20 protein-coding genes are annotated in these 18,749 nt (G+C 67.0%); 8 read left to right on the plus strand and 12 right to left on the minus strand.

Annotated features, from left to right (window positions below; translation table 11 throughout):
* Positions 1-120: 120 nt before the first annotated feature.
* Positions 121-678 carry a bifunctional adenosylcobinamide kinase/adenosylcobinamide-phosphate guanylyltransferase gene (cobU, locus tag AC1DWU_RS15000; protein WP_477150798.1) on the plus strand — a complete coding sequence of 186 codons (558 nt, stop codon included), beginning with the start codon at positions 121-123 and terminating at the stop codon, positions 676-678.
* Here cobU and cbiB read toward each other — a convergent pair.
* Positions 675-1,628, minus strand: coding sequence for an adenosylcobinamide-phosphate synthase CbiB (cbiB, locus tag AC1DWU_RS15005; RefSeq protein WP_477150799.1), 954 nt, complete (start codon positions 1,626-1,628; stop codon positions 675-677). The two genes, cobU and cbiB, sit on opposite strands and share 4 nt — an antisense overlap.
* Positions 1,628-3,079, minus strand: a complete 1,452-nt coding sequence (locus AC1DWU_RS15010) for a cobyric acid synthase (RefSeq protein WP_477150800.1) — start codon at positions 3,077-3,079, stop codon at positions 1,628-1,630. Before AC1DWU_RS15010 ends, cbiB begins: the two co-directional genes overlap by 1 nt.
* Positions 3,080-3,124: 45 nt before the next feature.
* On the opposite strand from AC1DWU_RS15010, the gene cobF reads away from it, so the two are divergent.
* Positions 3,125-3,886, plus strand: coding sequence for a precorrin-6A synthase (deacetylating) (gene cobF, locus AC1DWU_RS15015; RefSeq protein ID WP_477150801.1), 762 nt, complete (start codon positions 3,125-3,127; stop codon positions 3,884-3,886).
* On the opposite strand, the gene AC1DWU_RS15020 is transcribed toward cobF, so the two are convergent.
* Positions 3,874-5,205, minus strand: coding sequence for a cobyrinate a,c-diamide synthase (locus AC1DWU_RS15020; RefSeq protein WP_477150802.1), 1,332 nt, complete (start codon positions 5,203-5,205; stop codon positions 3,874-3,876). The two genes, cobF and AC1DWU_RS15020, sit on opposite strands and share 13 nt — an antisense overlap.
* Positions 5,206-5,339: 134 nt before the next feature.
* Between AC1DWU_RS15020 and AC1DWU_RS15025 the strand changes: the two genes are divergently transcribed.
* Positions 5,340-6,065: a cobalt-precorrin-6A reductase gene (locus AC1DWU_RS15025; RefSeq protein WP_477150803.1), complete on the plus strand. Its 726-nt coding sequence runs from the start codon at positions 5,340-5,342 to the stop codon at positions 6,063-6,065.
* Between the two features lie 182 nt (positions 6,066-6,247).
* Here AC1DWU_RS15025 and cobM read toward each other — a convergent pair whose 3' ends face one another.
* The 7 genes from cobM to AC1DWU_RS15060 are packed head-to-tail and all read right to left on the minus strand — an operon-like array spanning position 6,248 to position 13,735.
* Positions 6,248-7,030, minus strand: coding sequence for a precorrin-4 C(11)-methyltransferase (cobM, locus tag AC1DWU_RS15030; protein ID WP_477150804.1), 783 nt, complete (start codon positions 7,028-7,030; stop codon positions 6,248-6,250).
* Positions 7,027-8,802: a cobalamin biosynthesis protein gene (locus AC1DWU_RS15035; RefSeq protein ID WP_477150805.1), complete on the minus strand. Its 1,776-nt coding sequence runs from the start codon at positions 8,800-8,802 to the stop codon at positions 7,027-7,029. Before AC1DWU_RS15035 ends, cobM begins: the two co-directional genes overlap by 4 nt.
* A complete protein-coding gene (gene cobI / locus AC1DWU_RS15040; RefSeq protein WP_477150806.1) occupies positions 8,799-9,521 on the minus strand; it encodes a precorrin-2 C(20)-methyltransferase in 723 nt (240 codons plus the stop codon). The genes AC1DWU_RS15035 and cobI overlap by 4 nt, the downstream gene beginning before the upstream one ends.
* Complete coding sequence (cbiE, locus tag AC1DWU_RS15045; protein ID WP_477150807.1) at positions 9,518-10,873, minus strand: precorrin-6y C5,15-methyltransferase (decarboxylating) subunit CbiE; 1,356 nt, start codon at positions 10,871-10,873, stop codon at positions 9,518-9,520. The genes cobI and cbiE overlap by 4 nt, the downstream gene beginning before the upstream one ends.
* A complete protein-coding gene (locus AC1DWU_RS15050; RefSeq protein WP_477150808.1) occupies positions 10,870-11,493 on the minus strand; it encodes a precorrin-8X methylmutase in 624 nt (207 codons plus the stop codon). Before AC1DWU_RS15050 ends, cbiE begins: the two co-directional genes overlap by 4 nt.
* Positions 11,490-12,446, minus strand: a complete 957-nt coding sequence (locus AC1DWU_RS15055) for a hypothetical protein (RefSeq protein ID WP_477150809.1) — start codon at positions 12,444-12,446, stop codon at positions 11,490-11,492. The genes AC1DWU_RS15050 and AC1DWU_RS15055 overlap by 4 nt, the downstream gene beginning before the upstream one ends.
* Positions 12,446-13,735: a sirohydrochlorin chelatase gene (locus AC1DWU_RS15060; RefSeq protein WP_477150810.1), complete on the minus strand. Its 1,290-nt coding sequence runs from the start codon at positions 13,733-13,735 to the stop codon at positions 12,446-12,448. The genes AC1DWU_RS15055 and AC1DWU_RS15060 overlap by 1 nt, the downstream gene beginning before the upstream one ends.
* A gap of 250 nt (positions 13,736-13,985) precedes the next feature.
* Here AC1DWU_RS15060 and AC1DWU_RS15065 point away from each other — a divergent pair, with 250 nt between their 5' ends.
* The 5 genes from AC1DWU_RS15065 (at position 13,986) to AC1DWU_RS15085 (ending at position 16,566) form a co-directional block, all read left to right on the plus strand.
* On the plus strand, positions 13,986-14,888 hold the full coding sequence (locus AC1DWU_RS15065) for a cation diffusion facilitator family transporter (protein ID WP_477150811.1): 903 nt from the start codon (positions 13,986-13,988) through the stop codon (positions 14,886-14,888).
* Between the two features lie 319 nt (positions 14,889-15,207).
* Positions 15,208-15,378 carry a hypothetical protein gene (locus tag AC1DWU_RS15070; protein WP_477150812.1) on the plus strand — a complete coding sequence of 57 codons (171 nt, stop codon included), beginning with the start codon at positions 15,208-15,210 and terminating at the stop codon, positions 15,376-15,378.
* Between the two features lie 134 nt (positions 15,379-15,512).
* The gene (locus tag AC1DWU_RS15075; RefSeq protein WP_477150813.1) at positions 15,513-15,683 is read left to right on the plus strand and encodes a hypothetical protein; all 171 of its coding nucleotides are present in this window, start codon (positions 15,513-15,515) and stop codon (positions 15,681-15,683) included.
* A 110-nt stretch (positions 15,684-15,793) separates the two neighbouring features.
* Positions 15,794-16,234: a hypothetical protein gene (locus AC1DWU_RS15080; protein ID WP_477150814.1), complete on the plus strand. Its 441-nt coding sequence runs from the start codon at positions 15,794-15,796 to the stop codon at positions 16,232-16,234.
* Positions 16,234-16,566, plus strand: coding sequence for a cupin domain-containing protein (locus AC1DWU_RS15085; RefSeq protein WP_477150815.1), 333 nt, complete (start codon positions 16,234-16,236; stop codon positions 16,564-16,566). Before AC1DWU_RS15080 ends, AC1DWU_RS15085 begins: the two co-directional genes overlap by 1 nt.
* 56 nt (positions 16,567-16,622) lie before the next feature.
* On the opposite strand, the gene cobO is transcribed toward AC1DWU_RS15085, so the two are convergent.
* A complete protein-coding gene (gene cobO, locus AC1DWU_RS15090) occupies positions 16,623-17,264 on the minus strand; it encodes a cob(I)yrinic acid a,c-diamide adenosyltransferase (RefSeq protein ID WP_477150816.1) in 642 nt (213 codons plus the stop codon).
* On the minus strand, positions 17,261-18,749 hold a 1,489-nt coding region (locus AC1DWU_RS15095), incomplete at its 5' end, for a cobaltochelatase subunit CobN (RefSeq protein ID WP_477150817.1). The genes AC1DWU_RS15095 and cobO, both read right to left, overlap by 4 nt.

Genomic DNA, 18,749 nt, shown 5'->3' on the forward strand with positions numbered 1-18,749 from the left:
GCGCGACTGGAAAGGCCGCTTGCCGCATGGCTCGCATGCGGACAAAAGTCCGGCGCTGATGGATCGAAGCGTCGGAAACGCGCATTCCTTCATGCGGCGCGAAGGGCAAGGAGGCAAGAAATGGGTCATGTGCTGGTGCTGGGCGGGGCGCGCTCGGGCAAGACCGGATTTGCCGAACGGCTGGCGATGCGAGCGGGAGAGCGGCCGGCCTATCTCGCTACGGCCGAAGCGCTGGACGCAGAGATGCGCGACCGGGTGCAGAGCCATCAGCAGCAGCGGGCGCAGGCGTTTGCAACGATCGAGGAGCCGTTGCGGCTCAGTGCTGCCATCGCCAGCGCGGCCAAGGTGCACGACGTGATCCTCGTCGATTGCCTGACGCTGTGGATCACCAACCTGATCGTCGCCAACGAGAACGTGGCGGCGGCAGTGGACGAGTTGCTGGCGACACTGGCGGCGACGACGAGTGCCCGGGTGATCCTCGTGTCGAACGAGGTGGGGCTGGGGATCGTGCCGGACAACGCGATGGCACGGATGTTCAGGGATCTCGCGGGTTCGGCGCACCAGCGATTGGCCGAGATCTGCGACGATGCGTATTTCGTGGTGGCCGGGTTGCCGATGGTGCTGAAGGGAGTGGCACCGCAGGCGGAAGTGATGGCGCGGCGGGGGTACGAGGCTTAGCTGAGGCGCCAGAGCACCAGGGCGATCAGCATCGTCACGACCAGCGTCAGGTTTAGAGTCATCGCGTAAAGCTTGAGGCCGCGATCGATATCATCAGCGTTCAGCTCCGCCCGGCCCTCGCCGAAGCTTGGCAGGTCGACCACTTCGCCGTCGTAGCTACGCGGGCCGCCGAGGCGGAAACCGAGGGCGCCGGCCATGGCGGCTTCCGGCCAGCCGGCGTTAGGGCTTTCGTGCTTTCTGGCGTCACGCAGCGCCGTCGACCAGGCGACCTCCGGGTGGGCGCCTTTGACGAAGAAGGCGGCGCCGGCGATCAGAAGGGCGGTGAGGCGGGCCGGGATCAGGTTCAGCAGATCATCGAAGCGGGCGCTGGCCCAGCCGAACTCGAGGTGGCGCTCGGTCTTGTGGCCGATCATCGAGTCGGCGGTGTTCACGGCCTTGTAGAGGGCGATGCCGGGGAGGCCGAGCAGCAGCAGCCAGAACAGCGGGGCGACGACAGCATCGGAAGTGGATTCGGCGAGCGACTCGATGGCGGCGCGGGCGACGCCGGCCTCATCGAGGGATTGCGGATCGCGGCCGACAATGTGGCTGACGGCGGTGCGGCCTTCGGGGAGGCTGCGGCGGAGCGCGGTGGCGACGGTGCGCACGGCGTCGCCGAGAGCTTTTTGGGCGAGGAAGGTCGAAGCGAGGATGGCTTCGAGGATGAAGCCGAAGGGGATGAGGCGGCAGAGCCAGCTGACGAGGCCGGCGAGGATGCCGCTGACCGCCAGCAGGATGATGAGTGCGAGGACGCCCTTGCCGCGGCGGTTGGCGTCGCGGTTGAGGCGGAGATCGAGCAGCGAGATCAGCTTGCCGATCCAGATCACCGGGTGGCCAATGCGGGCGACGAGGCTGTTGGGGTAGCCGGCGAGGCGCTCGATCAGCAGCGCGAGAGGGGCGAGGAGCGCCTGCATCAGCGGGCGAGCCTCAGCAGGGCGTCGAGATCGAGATGGCGTTCGAGGTGCGCGGCGAGGGCATCGAGGGTGGTGTCGATGGTGGCCTCGTAGGCGAGGCTCGACGTGGCGGTTGCGGCGGGGCCGAGGAAGTTGCGGCGGAAGGCATCGGCGGCGAAGAGGCCGTGGAGGTAGGTACCCATCACCGTGCCATCGGCGCTGACCGCTCCATCGGCGGCATCACCGATGCGGGCAAAGGGGGCTTCGAGGCCGCGGCCGCGGGTGACGCCCATGTGCATGTGGTAGCCGACGAGCGGATCGCCGGTCAGAGCCGAGGTGGCTTGCTCGACGCGGAGTTCCTTGGTGGGGCCGAGGACGGTGTCGATATCGAGGAGGTTCAGGCCGGCCGAGGTACCGATGGTGCCTTCGATGCCTTCCGGATCGAACACGGTGTGGCCCAGCATCTGGAAGCCGCCACAGAGGCCAAGCACGCGAGCGCCGGCGCGATGATGGGCGAGGATATCGATGTCCCAGCCATATTCGCGGAGCGCGGCGAGATCGCTGCGGGTGGCCTTCGAACCGGGGATGATGATCAGGTCGGCATAGGGCAGCGGACGGTCGGGCTCGATGATTTCGAGGCTGACGCCGGGCTCGAGGCGGAGTGGATCGAGGTCATCGAAGTTGGCGATGCGCGGCAGGCGGGGCACGACGATGCGGTAGGCACCCTGCCCCGGCGTCTGCTGTTCCTCGAGCGCGAGTGCATCTTCGGCCGGGAGTTTTCGCGCGTCGGCGAAGAACGGGATCGGCCCGAGACAGGGCACATCGGTGCGATCGGCAATGAATTGCTTGCCACCGTCAAACAATTCTGGATCGCCCTGGAATTTGTTGACCAGCGTCGCGGCGATCAGCGCGGCATCTGCCCGATCGATCACCGCGAAGGTGCCGACCAGGGCGGCGATGACGCCGCCACGCTGGATGTCGCCGATCAGCACCACCGGCTTGTCGGCGGCGCGGGCGAAACCGAAATTGGCGATGTCACCTGGCCGAAGATTGACCTCGGAGGCACTGCCGGCGCCTTCGACCAGGATCAGGTCGGCAGTGGCGGCGAGTTCGTGGTGCGCGGCGAGCACAGCTGGCAGAAGTTCATGTCTTTTCGACCAATAATCCCGTGCCTTGTATGATCCAACACGCTGCCCACGCACGATAAGCTGTGACCCAGTTTCATGCTCCGGCTTCAGCAGAACGGGGTTCATAGCGGTCACCGGATCCCGACGGGCAGCCCGAGCCTGCAGCGCCTGAGCGCGACCAATCTCGCCGCCATCGGTGGTGACGGCGGCGTTGTTCGACATGTTCTGCGGCTTGAACGGCGCCACGCGCAACCCGCGGTTTGTGTAGGCGCGACAAAGCCCTGCGACCAGCAGCGACTTGCCGACATCGGACCCGGTGCCCATGAACATGAGGGATTTCGCCATGCCGCCGTTCTAGCCCGTGACGTTGCGATCCGATAGGGAGGAAGGATGCGCACCATCCTCGTCATCGGCATCGGGGCCGGCAACCCGGACTACCTCACGCTCCAGGCCATCAAGGCGATGAACCGCGCCGAGGTGTTCTTCATGCCTGACAAGGGTGAGGAGAAGGCGGGGCTTAACGCGATCCGCCTGGAAATGCTGCAGAAATTCGTGACCGACCCGCGCTACCGGCTGGTCGAATTCGCTATTCCAGCGAGGCGGCGGGCGGAGACGCCGGACTATCGCGACAGTGTGCAGGAATGGCGGGACAAGCTCGAGGCGGCCTACCAGCGGATGTTCGCGGAGCTGCCGGAGGACGGGATCGGGGCGTTTCTCGTGTGGGGCGATCCGACGCTCTATGACGGGACGCTGCGGATTCTCAGGGACATGCAGGCGGCCGGCTGCCCAATCGCCATCGAGGTGATCCCCGGGATTTCGGCGCCGCAGGCGCTGGCGGCGCAGCATCAGGTAACGCTGAACCGGGTGGGCGAAGCGGTGACCATCACCACCGGGCGACGGGTGGGCGAAGGCGAGGCGGATGGGCTGACGAGTGCAGTGGTGATGCTGGACAACCACCAGGTGTTCCGGCGGTTTGCCGGGGGTGAGGCGGAGATTTTCTGGGGGGCCTACTTGGGGACGGCGGACGAAATCCTCGTCGCGGGGAAGGTGTCCGAGGTGATGGACGAGATCGATGTAAAGCGACGCGAGGCGCAGGCGCGGAACGGGTGGATCATGGATACGTACATGATCCGGAAGCCTCAGGCGGACTGATCGACGTCGATGACGTGGGCGTAGGAGCCCATGATGCGGCCCGAGACGAGGCCCATCGGAGGGAGTTCCTCGCCTAGCGCATCGGTGGCGCGGAAGAGCGGGGTGCCGTGGGTTTTGCGGGCGGACGAGTAGTGGAACTCGTGTCCGGTGAGGGCTCGCGGGAAGGGTAGCGGGCTTTGGTGGGTCAGGCGGCGGTAGCCGAGGGCGCGCTTGGGGCGGTCGATGCGGGTCTCGTGCGGGAGCAGGCCGGACATCGGGTGGGTGGCGCCCGTCTTGTCGGTGAGGGTGGCGCCGAGCACCATGAAGCCCCCGCACTCTCCATAGATAAGCGCTGACCTTTCAGCAGAAGCACGCAGGCCGCGCATGAAATTCTGCGCGGCGGCGAGGCGGGCGGCGTGGAGCTCGGGATAGCCGCCGGGGAGGAAGACGGCGTCGGCGGTGGGATCGGGAGATTCGTCGGCTAGGGGAGAGAAGAAGCTGAGATTGGCTCCGGCGCTGCGCCAGTCGGCGAGCCAGTGGGGGTAGAGGAAGGCAAAGGCGTCGTCGCGGGCGATGGCGATGTGTTGGCCTAGAGGGGGGAGCTTGGTGGGCGTGGCTTCCCCCCTCCCAACCTCCCCCACAAGGGGGGAGGTGCTGGCCGGTGCTAGGGGGGATGACAGCGACAGAAGACGGTTTAGGTCGAGGTAGTCCTCCATCGCTTCGGCGGTGGTCTGCACCACCTTGTCGAAGTGGGCGATTTCGTCGGGGAGGACGAGGCCGAGGTGGCGGTCGGGGAGGCCAAGGGCTTCGCGTTTGGGGATGACGCCGAGGAGTGGGATATCGATGGCAGTCAGCGCGGCGCGGAGCATGGCTTCGTGGCGGGTGGAGGCGGCGCGGTTGACGATGAGGCCGGCGACTTTCACGTCGGGACGCCAGGTGGCGAAGCCGTGGGCGAGCGCGGCTATGGACTGGGATTGGCGCTCAGCATCGAGGACGAGGATCACGGGCAAGCCGAGGGTGGCGGCGAGATCGGCTGTGGAGCCGCGGCCGTCGGCAGCACCGTCGAACAGGCCCATGACGCCCTCGACGAGGAGGAGATCGGCATCGGCGGCGTGGGTGCTGGCGAGGTGGCGCAGGCGGGCGGGCGACATGGCCCAGGGATCGAGATTGATGGCGGCGCGACGGGCGGCACGGCTGAGGATGGTGGTGTCGATATAGTCGGGGCCGGTCTTCGCCGGGGCGATGCCTAGGCCGCGCGCCCTGAGGGCGGCGAGGAGGCCGAGCGTGATGGTGGTCTTGCCGGAGCCGGAGCGCGGGGCAGCGATGACGAGGCCGTTCATCTGGCCACCCGAAGATTGTGCTGCAAAATCTTGGGGCTAGCAGTTATGGTGGGGACGGCGCCGTGAGACCGGGGGGTACTAGCGGCGCCACGGCGGGCCGTCAGGGCGCCGGACTTGGGGAAAGCGACCAGACGATGAAGATCCTGATCCTTGGGGGGACAGAGGAAGCGCGGCAGCTTGCCGGGCAACTGACCAAGATGGGCCACGACGTCACCACGTCGCTCGCCGGCCGGACCAGCGATCCGCTGCTGCCCGCAGGCGCGGTGAGGGTGGGCGGCTTTGGCGGTGGCGACGGGATGGGCAATTACATCATCACCGAGCGGTTCGACCGGCTGGTGGATGCAACGCATCCCTATGCCGAGGAGATCAAGCGAAACGCGGTGAGGGCGGCCGAGCTTGCCGCGCTGAAGCTGGTGCGGCTGACCCGGCCGGCCTGGAGCGAGCCGCAATATGCGTTCTGGAAGCACGTCGCATCGGCAGAGGAAGCGGGGGCGAGCCTGCCCAAGGGGGCTCGGGCGCTGCTGACGGTGGGGCACACACATCTCGATGCGTACCTCAAGCGCACCGACTGCAGCTTCGTGGTGCGCTCGATCGAGCCGCCGGAAAAGGAACTGCCTGTCAATGCCACCTCGCTCCTGGCGCGGCCGCCGTTCTTCTTCAACGGCGAGTTCCAGATGATGCAGGAACAGGGGATCACCCACCTGGTCTGCAAGAACTCGGGCGGGGCGCAGACGGAGGCCAAGCTGCAGGCAGCGCTCAGGCTGCGGCTGCCGGTGTTCATGATCGACCGGCCGGCACTGCCGCCAGCGCATGAGGTGCCGACGGTCGGGCAAGCGATTGCGGCGCTGAAGCTGGGGTAGGTTGGTCGAGGGGCTGGTGCGGGAAACGCACCCCCCACCCTGTCCCTCCCCCGCAAGGGGGGAGGAGACGCTTACACTTGCACCCCGCGTGAGGCTGCGACGGCTGACAGGGAGGGTCTGCCTCCCCCTTGCGGGGAGGGGACAGGGGTGGGGGTGCTCTTCCCGCACGGCCCTATCGGCGGTCATGCCCCTGCCCGCGACTTCTTCTTTCCCGCGTTCCGCAGCACGTGGGCGAAGCTCTCGTCGTAGAGCTTTGACTCGCGGAAGCGGGTTTCGCCCAGGACGCGGCCGACGAGGATCAGGGCGGTGCGGGTGATCTTTTCCTCGCGGACGCGGGCCTTCATCTCGGAGAGCGTGGTGAAGATCACTTCCTCGTCCGGCCAGGTGGCGCGGTAGATGATAACCACCGGACAATCGGCGCCGTAGTTCGGGGTGAGCGCGGTTTCGACGTAGCCGAGATTGCGGATCGACAGGTGGATGCAGAGCGTCGCCTTCGACAGCCCGAGGATTTCGAGGCTTTCGGACTCCGGCATGGCGGAGGCCTTGCCGGAGGTGCGGGTGAGGATGATGGTCTGGCTGATTTCCGGCAGGGTCAGTTCGGCGGCGATGCGGGAGGCAGCGCCGGCGAAGGCCGGGACGCCGGGGACGACCTCGTATGGGATGCCGAGGGCGTCGAGGCGGCGCATCTGCTCGGCAACGGCACCATAAATCGAGGGATCGCCGGAATGGACGCGTGAGACATCCTTGCCGACGTCATTGGCTTTGATGATCTCGTCAATGATCTCGTCGAGGTGCATCGGCGCGGTGTCGCGCACCAGCGCGCCGGTGGGAGCGGCGGCGACGATTTCGGCGGGGACCAGCGAGCCAGCATAGAGGCAGACTTCGCAGCGCTCGATCAGGCGCTGGCCACGCAGCGTAATGAGGTCGGGCGCGCCGGGGCCGGCGCCTATGAAGTAGACGGTCATTTGCTGCTTTCGACGGACTTGGCCGCGTAGCCGCGCGGCGTGTAGGCGACGGTACCCGAGCCGCGCTGAAAGGTGCGGGAGGTGCTGGCGCCGATGATGACAATGGTGAGCATGTCGATCTCGGTTGGATCGAACTCGCTGAGTTCGACGACGCGGACGCGCTCGGTGGGGCGGCCGAGGTTGGAGCCGATGATGACCGGGGTCGAGGGCGGACGGTATTCGAGGAAGATACGCTTGGTCTCCTCGATCAGGTCTGTGCGGCGCTGCGAGCGCGGGTTGTAGAGCGCGGTGACGAAATCGGCGCGGGCGGCGCCATCGAGGCGTTTCAGGATGTCGTCGCGGGGGGTGAGGAGGTCCGAGAGCGAGATGCAGCAGAAGTCGTGGCCGATGAGCGCCCCGGCGGCGGCGGAGGCGGCCTGGAAGGCGGAGACGCCGGGGTGGGTTTCGAGATTGACACGGCGGGCGACGTCGGAGACGGCTCGCGGGCCGGTGGCGTCGAGCAGCTCGTAGGCGAGCGCGGCCATGGCGTAGATCTGCGCGTCGCCAGAGCAGATGAGCGACACGACCTTGCCTTCGGCAGCGAGTTCGAGGGCGTGGCGGACGCGGGTTTCTTCCTCGCCGAGCCCGTAACGGTGTTCGACCTGGCCGCGGCGGAGATCGGCGACGAGATCGAGATACAGGTCGTAGCCGACCCAGTCGGTGCTCTGCTCGAGTGCGTTGACGGAAGCGGCGGTCCGAGAGATGGCTTCGCCCGGGCCAATGCCGACGAGATGAAGCACGCCGGGGCGGCGACCGAAGGTTGCAGGGTCGATGGGGTGTAGCGCCTTGCCGATGGCGCAGGTGGCGCGCTCGGATTTCAGCTTTTCGACCACCAGCGGGCCGGCCTTCAAGGCCGAGGCTTCGGCGACGCTGGGGGTGCCGACGGTTTCCTCGACGTAGTCGGAGGGAGACTTGAGGCGGTAGCGCTCCTGCAGGAGTTCGGCGGCGGAGAACAGGCGGAGCGGCACCCTAAAGTGGCGGGCGGCTTCGAGCAGCGCCGGCTCGTCGGCCTTGATGTCGATCGAGGCGAGGGCGGCGAGGCTTTCGGGGGCGAGGTTTTGCTTGGCGAGGGCGAAATCGATGAGGGCGATGACCTCCTCGGCTTCCGCCCCGCGCTCGCAGCCTACACCGGCGACGAGGGTTTTTGGGTGATAGACGACGCCGCGCTCGATGCGCAGCTTCTGCTCAGTGACCAGCACCTTGACCGCGCCCATCGAAGAGACCGGATAGCCGGCCTCGGCGAGGAACGGCGCCTCGCCGTCGATCTGCAGCTTGGCGCCCAGCAGCAGCGCCATCATGGCGGGCTTGGCATCCTGCGGGGTACCGAGCACCCACCCCGCGGGCGGCTCGTCGAGGCTGTGGAGGAACTTGCTGTCGGACGCCGTGGTGATGGCGGGGTGGCCGCCGAGTTCATCGGCGAGCTCGCGCGCCAGTCGGTTGGCGCCTCGGTGGCCACCGAGCAGCGGCACGATGCTGCCGCCGCCGAGCGAGACGGCGAGGACCGGCGGTTCCTTCTGCTTGTTCTCAAGGCTGGCGGCGAGCAGGCGGATCAGGATGCCGGCCGCGCAGACGCCGATGATGGGGCGACCTTCGGAAAACAGACGCGGCAGCAGCTTCAGCGCATCGGCACCGCCCTGCCCGCAGGTGTAGATCTCGCCGCCGGTCGCCTCGGCGATGCGCGTGGCGGTATCGAGCCCGGTGTCGGCGAAGATGATGATGGCGGGGGTGGTCATGCCGCGTTCTCCCCGCTGCCCCAGGCTTCGGCGCCGCGATAGCAGAGGATGGTGGAGAAGTAGGGCCGCTCGTCATGGGCGAAATCGGCGAGACGGGTGATGCGCTGGCGATCCATGGTGGCGTGTTCAACGACGATGGCGCCAGCGGCATGGCCGGTTTCGGCGAGCAGCGCGCGGACGCGATCGAAATGGCGGCCGACCTTGATAATGGCGGCGGCAGGGGTGACGGCGAGTTCGGCGCGGAGGGTGGCGTCGTCGAGGGGGGCGGGCAGGATCTTCAGCATTTCGTTGCGGGCAGCGAGCGGGCGGCCGATGGCGGCGGCGGCGGCGGTGAGCGAGGTGACGCCGGGGACGATGGCGACCGGGGCATGGGCGCCGACGCGGGTGACCAGGTACATGGCGGAACCGTAGAACAGCGGATCGCCCTCGCACAGCCAGGCGACATCGCGGCCGGCGCGGAGGTGCGCGAGGATAGCCTCGGCGGCGGCGTCATAGGCCGCCTGGGCCGGGCCGCGCTCCACCGACATCGGGATGCTGATGGGGAGGCGCTCGGCGGCGGGATTGAGGTGCGGGCCGGCAATTTCGAGCGCGAGCGCGGCGTCCTCGCCGGTGGTGGGGTAGGCAACGACCCGGATGGAGGCGAGCAGGCGGGCGGCCTTCAGCGTCAGCAATTCGGGATCGCCGGGGCCGACGCCGACAAGATGGAGGGCACCGGTCACGGTGTCACCACGAGGCCGTGCAGCGCCTTGGTGACGGACCACTGAGTGACCGCCATGCGCGGTTTGAAGGCGCGGTGGCCGCCGACGCGATCGAGCGCCGAGATTTCGATGCGGGTGAGCTCGCCGCCCAGTTGCAGGTGGCGTGAGTAGAGCGCGTGCTCGGCATCGAGGGTGACGGCGTTGGCGACAAGGCGGCCGCCGGGCTTCAGCGCATTCCAGCAGGCGTCGAACAGATCGTCGTTGCCGACCTCGCCACCCATGAAGATAGCGTCAGGCGGGGCCGTACGGCCGAAGGTGCCGGGCGCCTCGCCGCTGACGATCTCGAGGTGCGGGACGCCGAGGGCGGCAGCGTTCAGCGCGATCATCTGCAGGCGCTCGCCTTCGCGCTCGAAGGCGATGGCCTTGGCGTCGCGGGCGGCGCGCATCCACTCGATGGCGATGGAGCCCGACCCGGCGCCGACATCCCACAGCAGCGCGCCGGGGAACGGGCCGAGCTTGGCGAGGGTGGCGGCGCGGATTTCGCGCTTGGTCAGCTGGCCATCGTTGACGAAGACTTCGTCGGGCAGGCCGGGGACCGGGGGCAGCAGCGGGGCAGTGAAATCGGGGACGCAATCAATGGCGAGGACGTAGAAATCATCGACTTCGCGGGTGTTGAAGGCCTCGGCCTCGTCGGAGGTGATCTTCTCCTCAGGGCCGCCGAGGTTTTCGAGCGTGGTGACGAGGCTGCGGCCATAGCCACGATCGACCAGGAGCTCGATGGCGAGATCGACGGTGGTGTGATCGGCGGTGAGCGCGAGGATGCGGTTGCCGGGGACGAGGTGCGGATGCAGCGTTTCGACGGCGCGGCCATGCAGCGAGATGGCCGAGACCGATTGCAGCGGCCAGTGGAGGCGCGCCGCGGCGAGCTGGAAGGCCGAGGGGTGGGCGTGGATGACGAACTCGGACGGCAGCAGGTAGCGCGTCAGCGTCGCGCCGATGCCGAACCACATCGGATCGCCGGAGGCGAGGATGACGGTCGGGGTTTCGCGCAGCGCCATCACTTGCTCGATCATGTTGTCGAGCGGTGGTTCCCATTCGATCAGGGTGCGGCCATCGGCATAGGAGGAGGCCGGCGAATGGTCCGGTTCCTCGCCGGAAAGGGCGCGGGCGACGGCCTCGAAGCTGCGCTTGGTGACGAACTCGGGATTGAACAGGTCAGCGCTGGCATTGGGCCGGGTGATGGGCTCGAGATCGGCGAGGAAGCGGGCAGGGCCGATGACGGTGTCGGCATAGTTGAGCAGCAGCTTGTAGGACGCCGGCAGCTCGCTCGGGCCGCGCTCCCCTACCCCGATGATGTGCAGCCAGGCGGTCATGCGAGGTCTTTCGAAATGGCGTTGAAGGCGGCGCTGGCGATGGCCGAGCCACCGCGGCGTCCGCGCACCGTGAGGAATGGAATAGAAAGCGCGTTGGTCGCGAGCAAGGCCTTGCTTTCAGCCGCCCCCACGAAACCGACCGGCGCGGCGATGATGGCGGCGGGGCGCGGGCCGCCTGCTTCGATCAGTTCGATGAGGTGGAACAGGGCGGTGGGGGCGTTGCCGATGAGGACGACGGCGCCTTCGAGACGGGGGCGCCAGAGTTCGACGGCGGCAGCGGACCGGGTGGTGCCGAGGGATTTGGCGAGAGCCGGGACGGACGGATCATTGAGGGTGAGGACGAGCTCGGTGGTCTCCGCAAGGTGGCGGCGGATGATGCCGGAGCGGACCATTTCGCAGTCGCAGAGGACTGGGGCGGCGGAGTTGAGGGCGTGGCGCGCGGCAGCGACGACGGAGGGATCGCCGACGATGTCGGCGGCGAGGTCGACCATGCCGCAGGCGTGGATCATGCGGATGGCGGCGGGGTGGAGTTCGGGCGGCAGCGAGGAGAGGTCGGCTTCGGCTGCGATGGTGGCGAAGCTCTTGATGTAGATGGCGTCGGGGTCGCGGAGGTAGCTCATGCGGCGCTCCGCAGCTCGGCGAGCAGCGCTTCGTGGCCAGCGCCGGCGATCCAGCCTTCCTCGGCGAGGAGGATGGCGCGCTCATCGGCGGCCAGCACGGGTGGCGGGCTGAGGACCGTGGCGAGGAGGCCGGCGCGGTCGAGTTCGGCGAAGCGGCTGGTGGTGACTTCGACCTGGGCGCGGTCGCGCGGCAGGCCGTCGGCATCGGTGACCGGGAACAGCGAGGGGTAGATTTCGACGATGGTGATGGGCTTGGCTAGATTGTCGGCGAAGGCGGTTTCGAATGGCCAGACGGCGATGTCGGCGGCGAAGCGCGGGTCGGTGCGCAGGGCTTCGAGGCGGGCGATGCCAAGCATGGCCTGGCTGCCGACGGAGCCGACGCCGGTAAGTTTCCAAACCGGCTGGGCGCTGCGGACATAGCGCTCGGCGAGGCGGCGTTCCGGGATGGTGGAGTAAGCGGTGGCGGGGCGCTTCGGGGTTAGGCCGGGGTAGCTGTGCTGGTGCGGGTGGCCCCAGAAGTGCGGGCCGTCGGCGAGGCGGAGGTTGAGGGACTCGGCGAGCTGGAAGCGGTTGGAGCGGTTGTCAGGGGCGTCCACCACAAGGCGGTGGAGCGTTGACCACAACTGCAGCCATCGGGGCTCATCGCCCCCCCACCCATCCTCCCCCGCCAGGGGGGAGGTGTCTGAGCGGCCGGTGGCTCGCGCGATGGCTGCCGCGGCGCCGCGGGGGTAGCCGAAGACGAAGTCGAAGCCGAGCATGATGCGCTCGCTGCGCTGGCGGGCGGCGAGGAGGCGGCTGGCGATGTGCTGCATCGCCAGGTAGCGGGTCGGTGGGTTCTCGCTCGGGGCGCGGCCGTCGGGGCCGAGTTCGCCGATCCAGATCGAGTCCTTGCCGCGCTTCGGGGTGTTCGCCGCCGACCAATCCACCGCGATGTAGCGATCGAAGAGCGGCATTAGCTCTCCTGGTCCTCGCGAGCGAGGCGGCCGGGGATTTTGGGGAGGGTCACGGGCCCGAGTGGGTGGTCGGCGTGGGGATAGGGGTGGTGGTGATGATCGGCGTGATCGTGGTGGTGATGGGGGCCGTCGCCGTGGTGATGGCCGTGATCTTCGGGGTAGCCGTGATCGTGGCTGCCGCCCAGGCGGATCACCGGGAAGGCAGGGTTGGCGACGAGGGCGTGTTGGGCCGGCGCGTGGGTGTGTGGGTGCGCATGCGGGTGGGCGTGATCGTGGTTGTGGTCATGCCCATGATCATGGCTGGGGAGCGGGGTCCAAGGCAGGCCGTGCTTGAGGCAGAAGGCTTCGTCGCGGCAGGAGGAGTCGCAATCGCCCTTGCAGGGGCAGTTCTCGAGGCCGCCGCCGATGCCTTCGACGTGGTGGTGGTGGCTTTCCTGCGCGAGGCCGACTTCGGTTTCGAAGCCGAGGACCTGCTCGCGGTACTTGCACATGGCGCAGTTCATCAGGTTCTGCCCGACCAGCATTTCCTGGATGCGATCGACGAAGGTCTCGACCACCAGCGGGTGATCGTTGAGGTAGGGCGCGTTGAGGAACTCGATGTGCGGGTATTTGGCGGCGGCTTCGTTGGCCGCGTCGTAGATGCGCTTGACCAGCACGCCGGTGAACAGGAAGTAGGGGAAGACGATGATGCGGCGGTAGCCGAGTTTCACCGCATGATCGAGCGCCGGAGCGACGAGCGGGAAGGTGACGCCGGAATAGGCGATCTCGCCCCAGCCGAAGCCCATGCCTTCCCAGAGGAGGCGCATGACTTTGGCGACGTTGGAATTGGCATCGGGATCGGAAGCGCCGCGGCCGACGACGACCAGCAGGGTATCGTGGCGCGGGACGTCGTTGGGGGAAGAGTCGATGGCCTCCTGGATGCGATCGCCGGCGGCGCGCAGCATCTTGAGGTCGACGCCCAGTTCGCGGCCGTAGGTGATCTCGACGGGTTTGCCGGCGGCATAGGTGTTGAGCACCGAGGGGATGTCGTTCTTGGCGTGGCCAGCGGCGAACAGCATGCCTGGGACGGCGAGGACCCGCTTGACGCCGGCGGCGCGGAGCTTGTCGAGGCCCTGGTGGATCACCGGGTTGGCGAATTCTAGGTAGCCGTACTCGACCGGGACGCCCGGCAGGCGCTCGCGCAGGCGCTCGGCCAGCACGGCGAACTCGCCGACGGCGAGTTGGTTGCGGCTGCCATGGCCGCACAGCATGATTCCGGTCTCAGCCGGCAGGATCAGGGATTTTTCCATTCTCGCCTCTGTTTATCACAAAGGCAGAGTTCGCTTTCGACCAACCAGCAGCCCCGGATTTGGTCCCCGATTTGGGTCGACCGCACCGAGCGTGAGTTTCAGTCCATCAAGGAACGCTGCGCTATCAAGGGGTTGTAGTGAGGGGGCCATGAGGGGTCAAACGATTCCCCCATCACCCGCGAACGCTTCTGAAAATCACTTGCAAATACAGCAGCTTGTCAGCGCGAGGCGGCTCGTCTATTGGCCGTTGATGGCCATCAGCTCTTCCAACCTCGCCGTCCGTGTCGCCTATGGCAGCCTCGCCATCGGCATCCTGGTGCTGGCGTTGAAGGGCTTTGCGGCATGGTCGACGGGATCGATCGCGCTCTACTCGGACGCGCTCGAGAGCGTGGTCAACCTCGTAACGTCGGTAGTGGCGCTGATCGCGGTACGGCTGTCGGCACGTCCGGCGGATGCGTCGCTGCCCTATGGGTACTACAAGGCCGAGTATTTCTCGGCCGTGGTGATCGGCATCTTCATCGCTGTGGCGGCGCTGCTGATTTTCCGCGAGGCGTATTTCGGCTTCATCCATCCGCGCCCGTTCGAACTCGATCCGCTGGGGCTGAGCATGAGCCTGCTGGCCACGGCGATCAATGCCGGGTGGGCGTTCTGGCTGATGCGATGGGGGCGGCAGGAAGGCTCGCCGGCCCTGGTGGCGGATGGGCGGCACCTGTGGACGGACGTGGTGTCGACGCTCGGCGTGCTGATCGGCGTGGCGCTGGCGGCGGCAACCGGCTGGGTGCAGCTTGATGCGATTCTCGCGGCGTTGGTTGGTATCGCGATCCTCTGGTCGGGGTGGGAGCTGATCAAGCAGAGCGTCATCGGACTGATGGACGTGGCGGTGGAGCCCAAGCTGCTCAACCAGATCCGCGAGATCATCTCAGCCAATGCCGAGGGGGCGATCGAGGCGCATGACATCCGCACCCGGCAGGCGGGAAAGATGACGTTCATCGATTTCCACCTCGTGGTGCCCGGCGCGATGAGCGTCGAGGCGGCGCACTCGATCTGCGACGGGATCGAGGCGAAGCTGCGCGAGACCGTGGAGCGGGCGCAGATCACCATCCATGTCGAGCCGGAGAACAAGGCGAAGCACTCGGGGATCGTGGTGGTCTGAGGGGGCGCACCGATGAGCTGGTGCGAGCCGCCCCCCACCCCCTGTCCAAGCCATTCGAGCATAGCTCTCATGGCCTTCTCCCCTAAAATCGCTCCACTGGAGCGATTTTACCTTCGGCCGGCTCGAAGCCCGCAAGGGGGACGGAGACCAAAACACCGGCGTCAGGAAGGAGGCGCTACCGTCGGCGCTTCGCACCAGCACAGCCCGTGAAAGCCTAAGTACTTCAAACTATTGCAGCCGGTTGGGCGCATTCCTACATATTCAGCAGCCGATGCGGGCTCGATCCGCGGGCTCTGCATCTTGGCACATGGAGGCTAAGATGGCTCTCAATGCTCCCAACATGGTGATGTACCTGCTGGCGCTGCTCCTCGCGATTGTCGGCGTGCTCGCCTATTTCGGCGTGCTCGGCGCGATCGTGGGTTGGGCGTTCTGGCTGATGGTGATCGCGTTCGTCGTGCTCGCCGTCGCAGTGCTGGTGAAAACCGCCTGATACGCTGGTGCAACGGCGCGCAACCCATGGCGGCTGCGCGCCGCACAACTTGTGCAAAGCCGCCTTCGCGGCATGGCTGCGATTCAGCGGCGCGCCTAAGCTTCTGCTCGTGTGCATGACCCAGGAGGTCTTCTATGACTCTCAATGCGCCTAGCCAGACCATGTTCATCGTCGCCGTCGTCATCGCGGTTATCGCGTTGCTGGGGGCAATCGTCGCGATACCTTTCGTCAGTGCCTACGCGTTCTGGATTCTGATCGTTGCCTTCATCATTCTCGCCGCAGCGGTGATGATGAAGGGGGCCTGACGCCCCGGCATTTCGCCGTTTGGTGAAACGGCGAAAGCATTTGGGGTTTGAGGTTGCAGGCAAGCGCATGGCGGGCAATCCTCGCCGCCATGCGCGTTCTGATTTGTTTCATGCTTATCGCCCTCGCTGCCCCGGCGCTTGCCGCCGGGTGGGAGACCTATGGCAACGCCCGCTTCGGCTACACGATCGACGTGCCGCCGGGGTTCGAGTGGGGCGAGGAGGCGGACAACGGTGATGGCCGCGCCTTCCGCGATGGCGCCAGAAAGCTGCTGGTGTGGGGTGGCAATATCACCGAGCACAGTTTTGAAAGCGCGGTCGCTGCAGCGAAGGCGTTCGCGATCGGGGATGGCTGGACCATCACATATGAGGCGGTGACGCCGAGCTGGGCCAGTTACTCCGGCACGCAGGGCCAGCGCGTGCTGTACCAGCGGATGATCGCGTTGTGCGACGGGCAATATGCGGCGTTTCGGCTGGAATACTCGGCGGTCGACATCGGTGCGCTGGGTCCGGTGGTGGATCGGTTGGTGCAGAGCCTTGAGGGAGGGTGCTGATGGTGCGGGTTTACCAGCGCGAGGACTGGGCGGTGCATCCGACGCGCCGCTCCGGCGAGTGGGAAGGGGGCGACGCCAATGTGACGCTGATCCTGCACGACAGCGTCGAGGCGGGCAACGGTCCGCGGCTGCATACGCATCCCTACCCCGAGACGTTCATCATCGAGGAGGGACGCGCGGTGTTCACGGTGGGGGACGAGGAGATCGAGGCCGGGCCGGGGCAGATTCTGGTGGTGCCGGCGAACACGCCGCACAAGTTCCGGACGCTCGGGCCGATGAAGAGCCTGCACATTCATGCGAGCCCGAAGTTTGAGACGCGGTGGCTGGAGTGAGCGGGCTGGTTTGCCCATCCACCGGGGCGGACGTTTCGGAGCTTAGGGAGCGCCTCCTAAAACTCGATCCCCGCCTGTGCCTTCACGCCCGCACGGAACGGGTGCTTGATCTCCGCCATTTCGGTGACAAGGTCAGCTAATTCGATGATTTCGTCCTTGGCATTGCGGCCGGTGACGATGACGTGGGTGTCGCGCGGCTTGTTGCGCAGGACCTCGAGCACTTCGTCGAGCGGCAGATAATCGTAGCGCAACACGATGTTGAGCTCGTCGAGCAGGATGAGCTTGTAGCTCTCGTCGGCGATCAGTTCCTTGGCCATCTCCCAGGCGCCGCGGGCGGCGGCGAGGTCGCGCTGGCGGTCCTGGGTGTCCCAGGTGAAGCCCTCGCCCATCGCCTTGATGGTGACCTGGTCGGGGAACTTATCGAGCACGTCGCGCTCGCCGGTGGACCAGGCACCCTTGACGAACTGCACCACCCCGACCTTGAAGCCGTGGCCGATGGCGCGGAACACCATGCCGAAGGCGGCGGTGGATTTGCCCTTGCCCTTGCCGGTGTGGACGATGAGCAGGCCGCGTTCCTCAGTCTTGGTGGCGAGGATCTTGTTCCGCGCCTCCTTCTTCTTGCGCATCTTTTCGGCGTGATAGGCGTCGCGCTCGGCTTCACTCATCAGGTCAGTCTTCTTGGGGGCGCGGTCGGTCATTTGGACTCCTCGAGGAAGGCGTAGGCGGAATTGGACCTGGGTGTCCAGAAGCCGCGGCGGCGGGCTTCGTTGAACTTTTCGATCAGCTCGTCATAGCCGAAACGGTTGTTGAGCTGGATGAAAGTACGCGTCGCGTCGTCTTCGACGAAGGCTTCGAACGCGAGGTCGAAATGGTGGGTCTTCACCGCACCGGTGGTGGCGGCGAAGGCGAACATGTAGTCGACCGTGGCGATGATCTCGAAGGCGCCCTTGTAGCCGTGGCGTTTCACGCCATCGATCCATTTGGGGTTCACGACGCGGGAGCGGACGACCTTCGAAATCTCCTCGGACAGCGTGCGGGCCAACGGGCGGTCGGGACGGGAGTGGTCGTTGTGATAGGCCGCGGGGGCCCGGCCGGTGAGGGTTTCGGCAGTGACGGCGAGGCCGCCCTCGAACTGGTAGTAATCGTCGCTGTCGAGCAGGTCGTGCTCGCGGTTGTCCTGGTTGTGGACCACGGCTTCGATGTCGGAGAGGCGGGCGGCGAAGCGGGCGCGCTCGGGCACGCCATCGGCGTTGGCGCCGTAGGCGTACTGGCCCCAATTGAGGAAGGCCTCGGCGAGGTTGGCCTTGGTCTCCCAGTTGCCGGAATCCATCAAGCCCTGGAGGCCTGCGCCATAGGCGCCAGGTTTGCTGCCGAAGATGCGGTGGCCGGCGCCGAGGGCGGCCGTGCGATCGTCGGCGCCGGCGCTCATCAGGGCCAGCGCGTCGGTGCGCATGCGGGCGGCGATGGGGTTTTGATCCTCCGGTTCATCGAGCGCGCCGATGGCGCGGACGGCCTTGTCGAACAGGGCGATCTGGGCCGGGAAGGCATCGCGGAAGAAGCCGGAGATGCGGAGCGTGACGTCGACACGGGGGCGGCCGAGTTTCGCCAGCGGGATGATCTCGTAGCCGGAAATGCGGAGCGAGGACGGGTCCCATACGGGCTTGGCGCCGATGAAGCCGAGGGCCTGGGCGATGTCGTCGCCGCCGGTGCGCATGTTGGCGGTGCCCCAGACGGAGAGGGCGAGCGAGCGGAGCGGGAGGCCGTGGTCCTGGAAGTGGCGGGTGAGTAGGTTCTCGGCGGATTTTTTGCCGAGTTCCCAGGCGGTGGGGGTGGGCACGGCGCGGATGTCGACGGAGTAGAAATTGCGGCCGGTGGGGAGCACGTCGAGGCGGCCGCGCGAGGGGGCGCCAGACGGGCCGGGGGCGATGAACTTGCCATCAAGGCCGAGGAGGAGGGAGGCGAGCTCGTTCGGGCCGGAGGCGGCGAGGCGGGGGCGGATAACGTGTTCTATCGTTTCGAGAACAGACTTTGTCGCGTGCCAATCGGCGTCAGGGGCCCTGCCCTCGACCAACTCTGCCGCCAGCGCTTCCAGGAATTCGACGACGTCGCCGACCGTGCGTGGGGTCGCCCCCTCCACCAGCTTCGCTGGTCCCCCTCCCCCGCCCCGCGGGGGAGGATCAAGG

The sequence above is a fragment of the Devosia sp. P2_G7 genome (genome assembly GCF_056403495.1).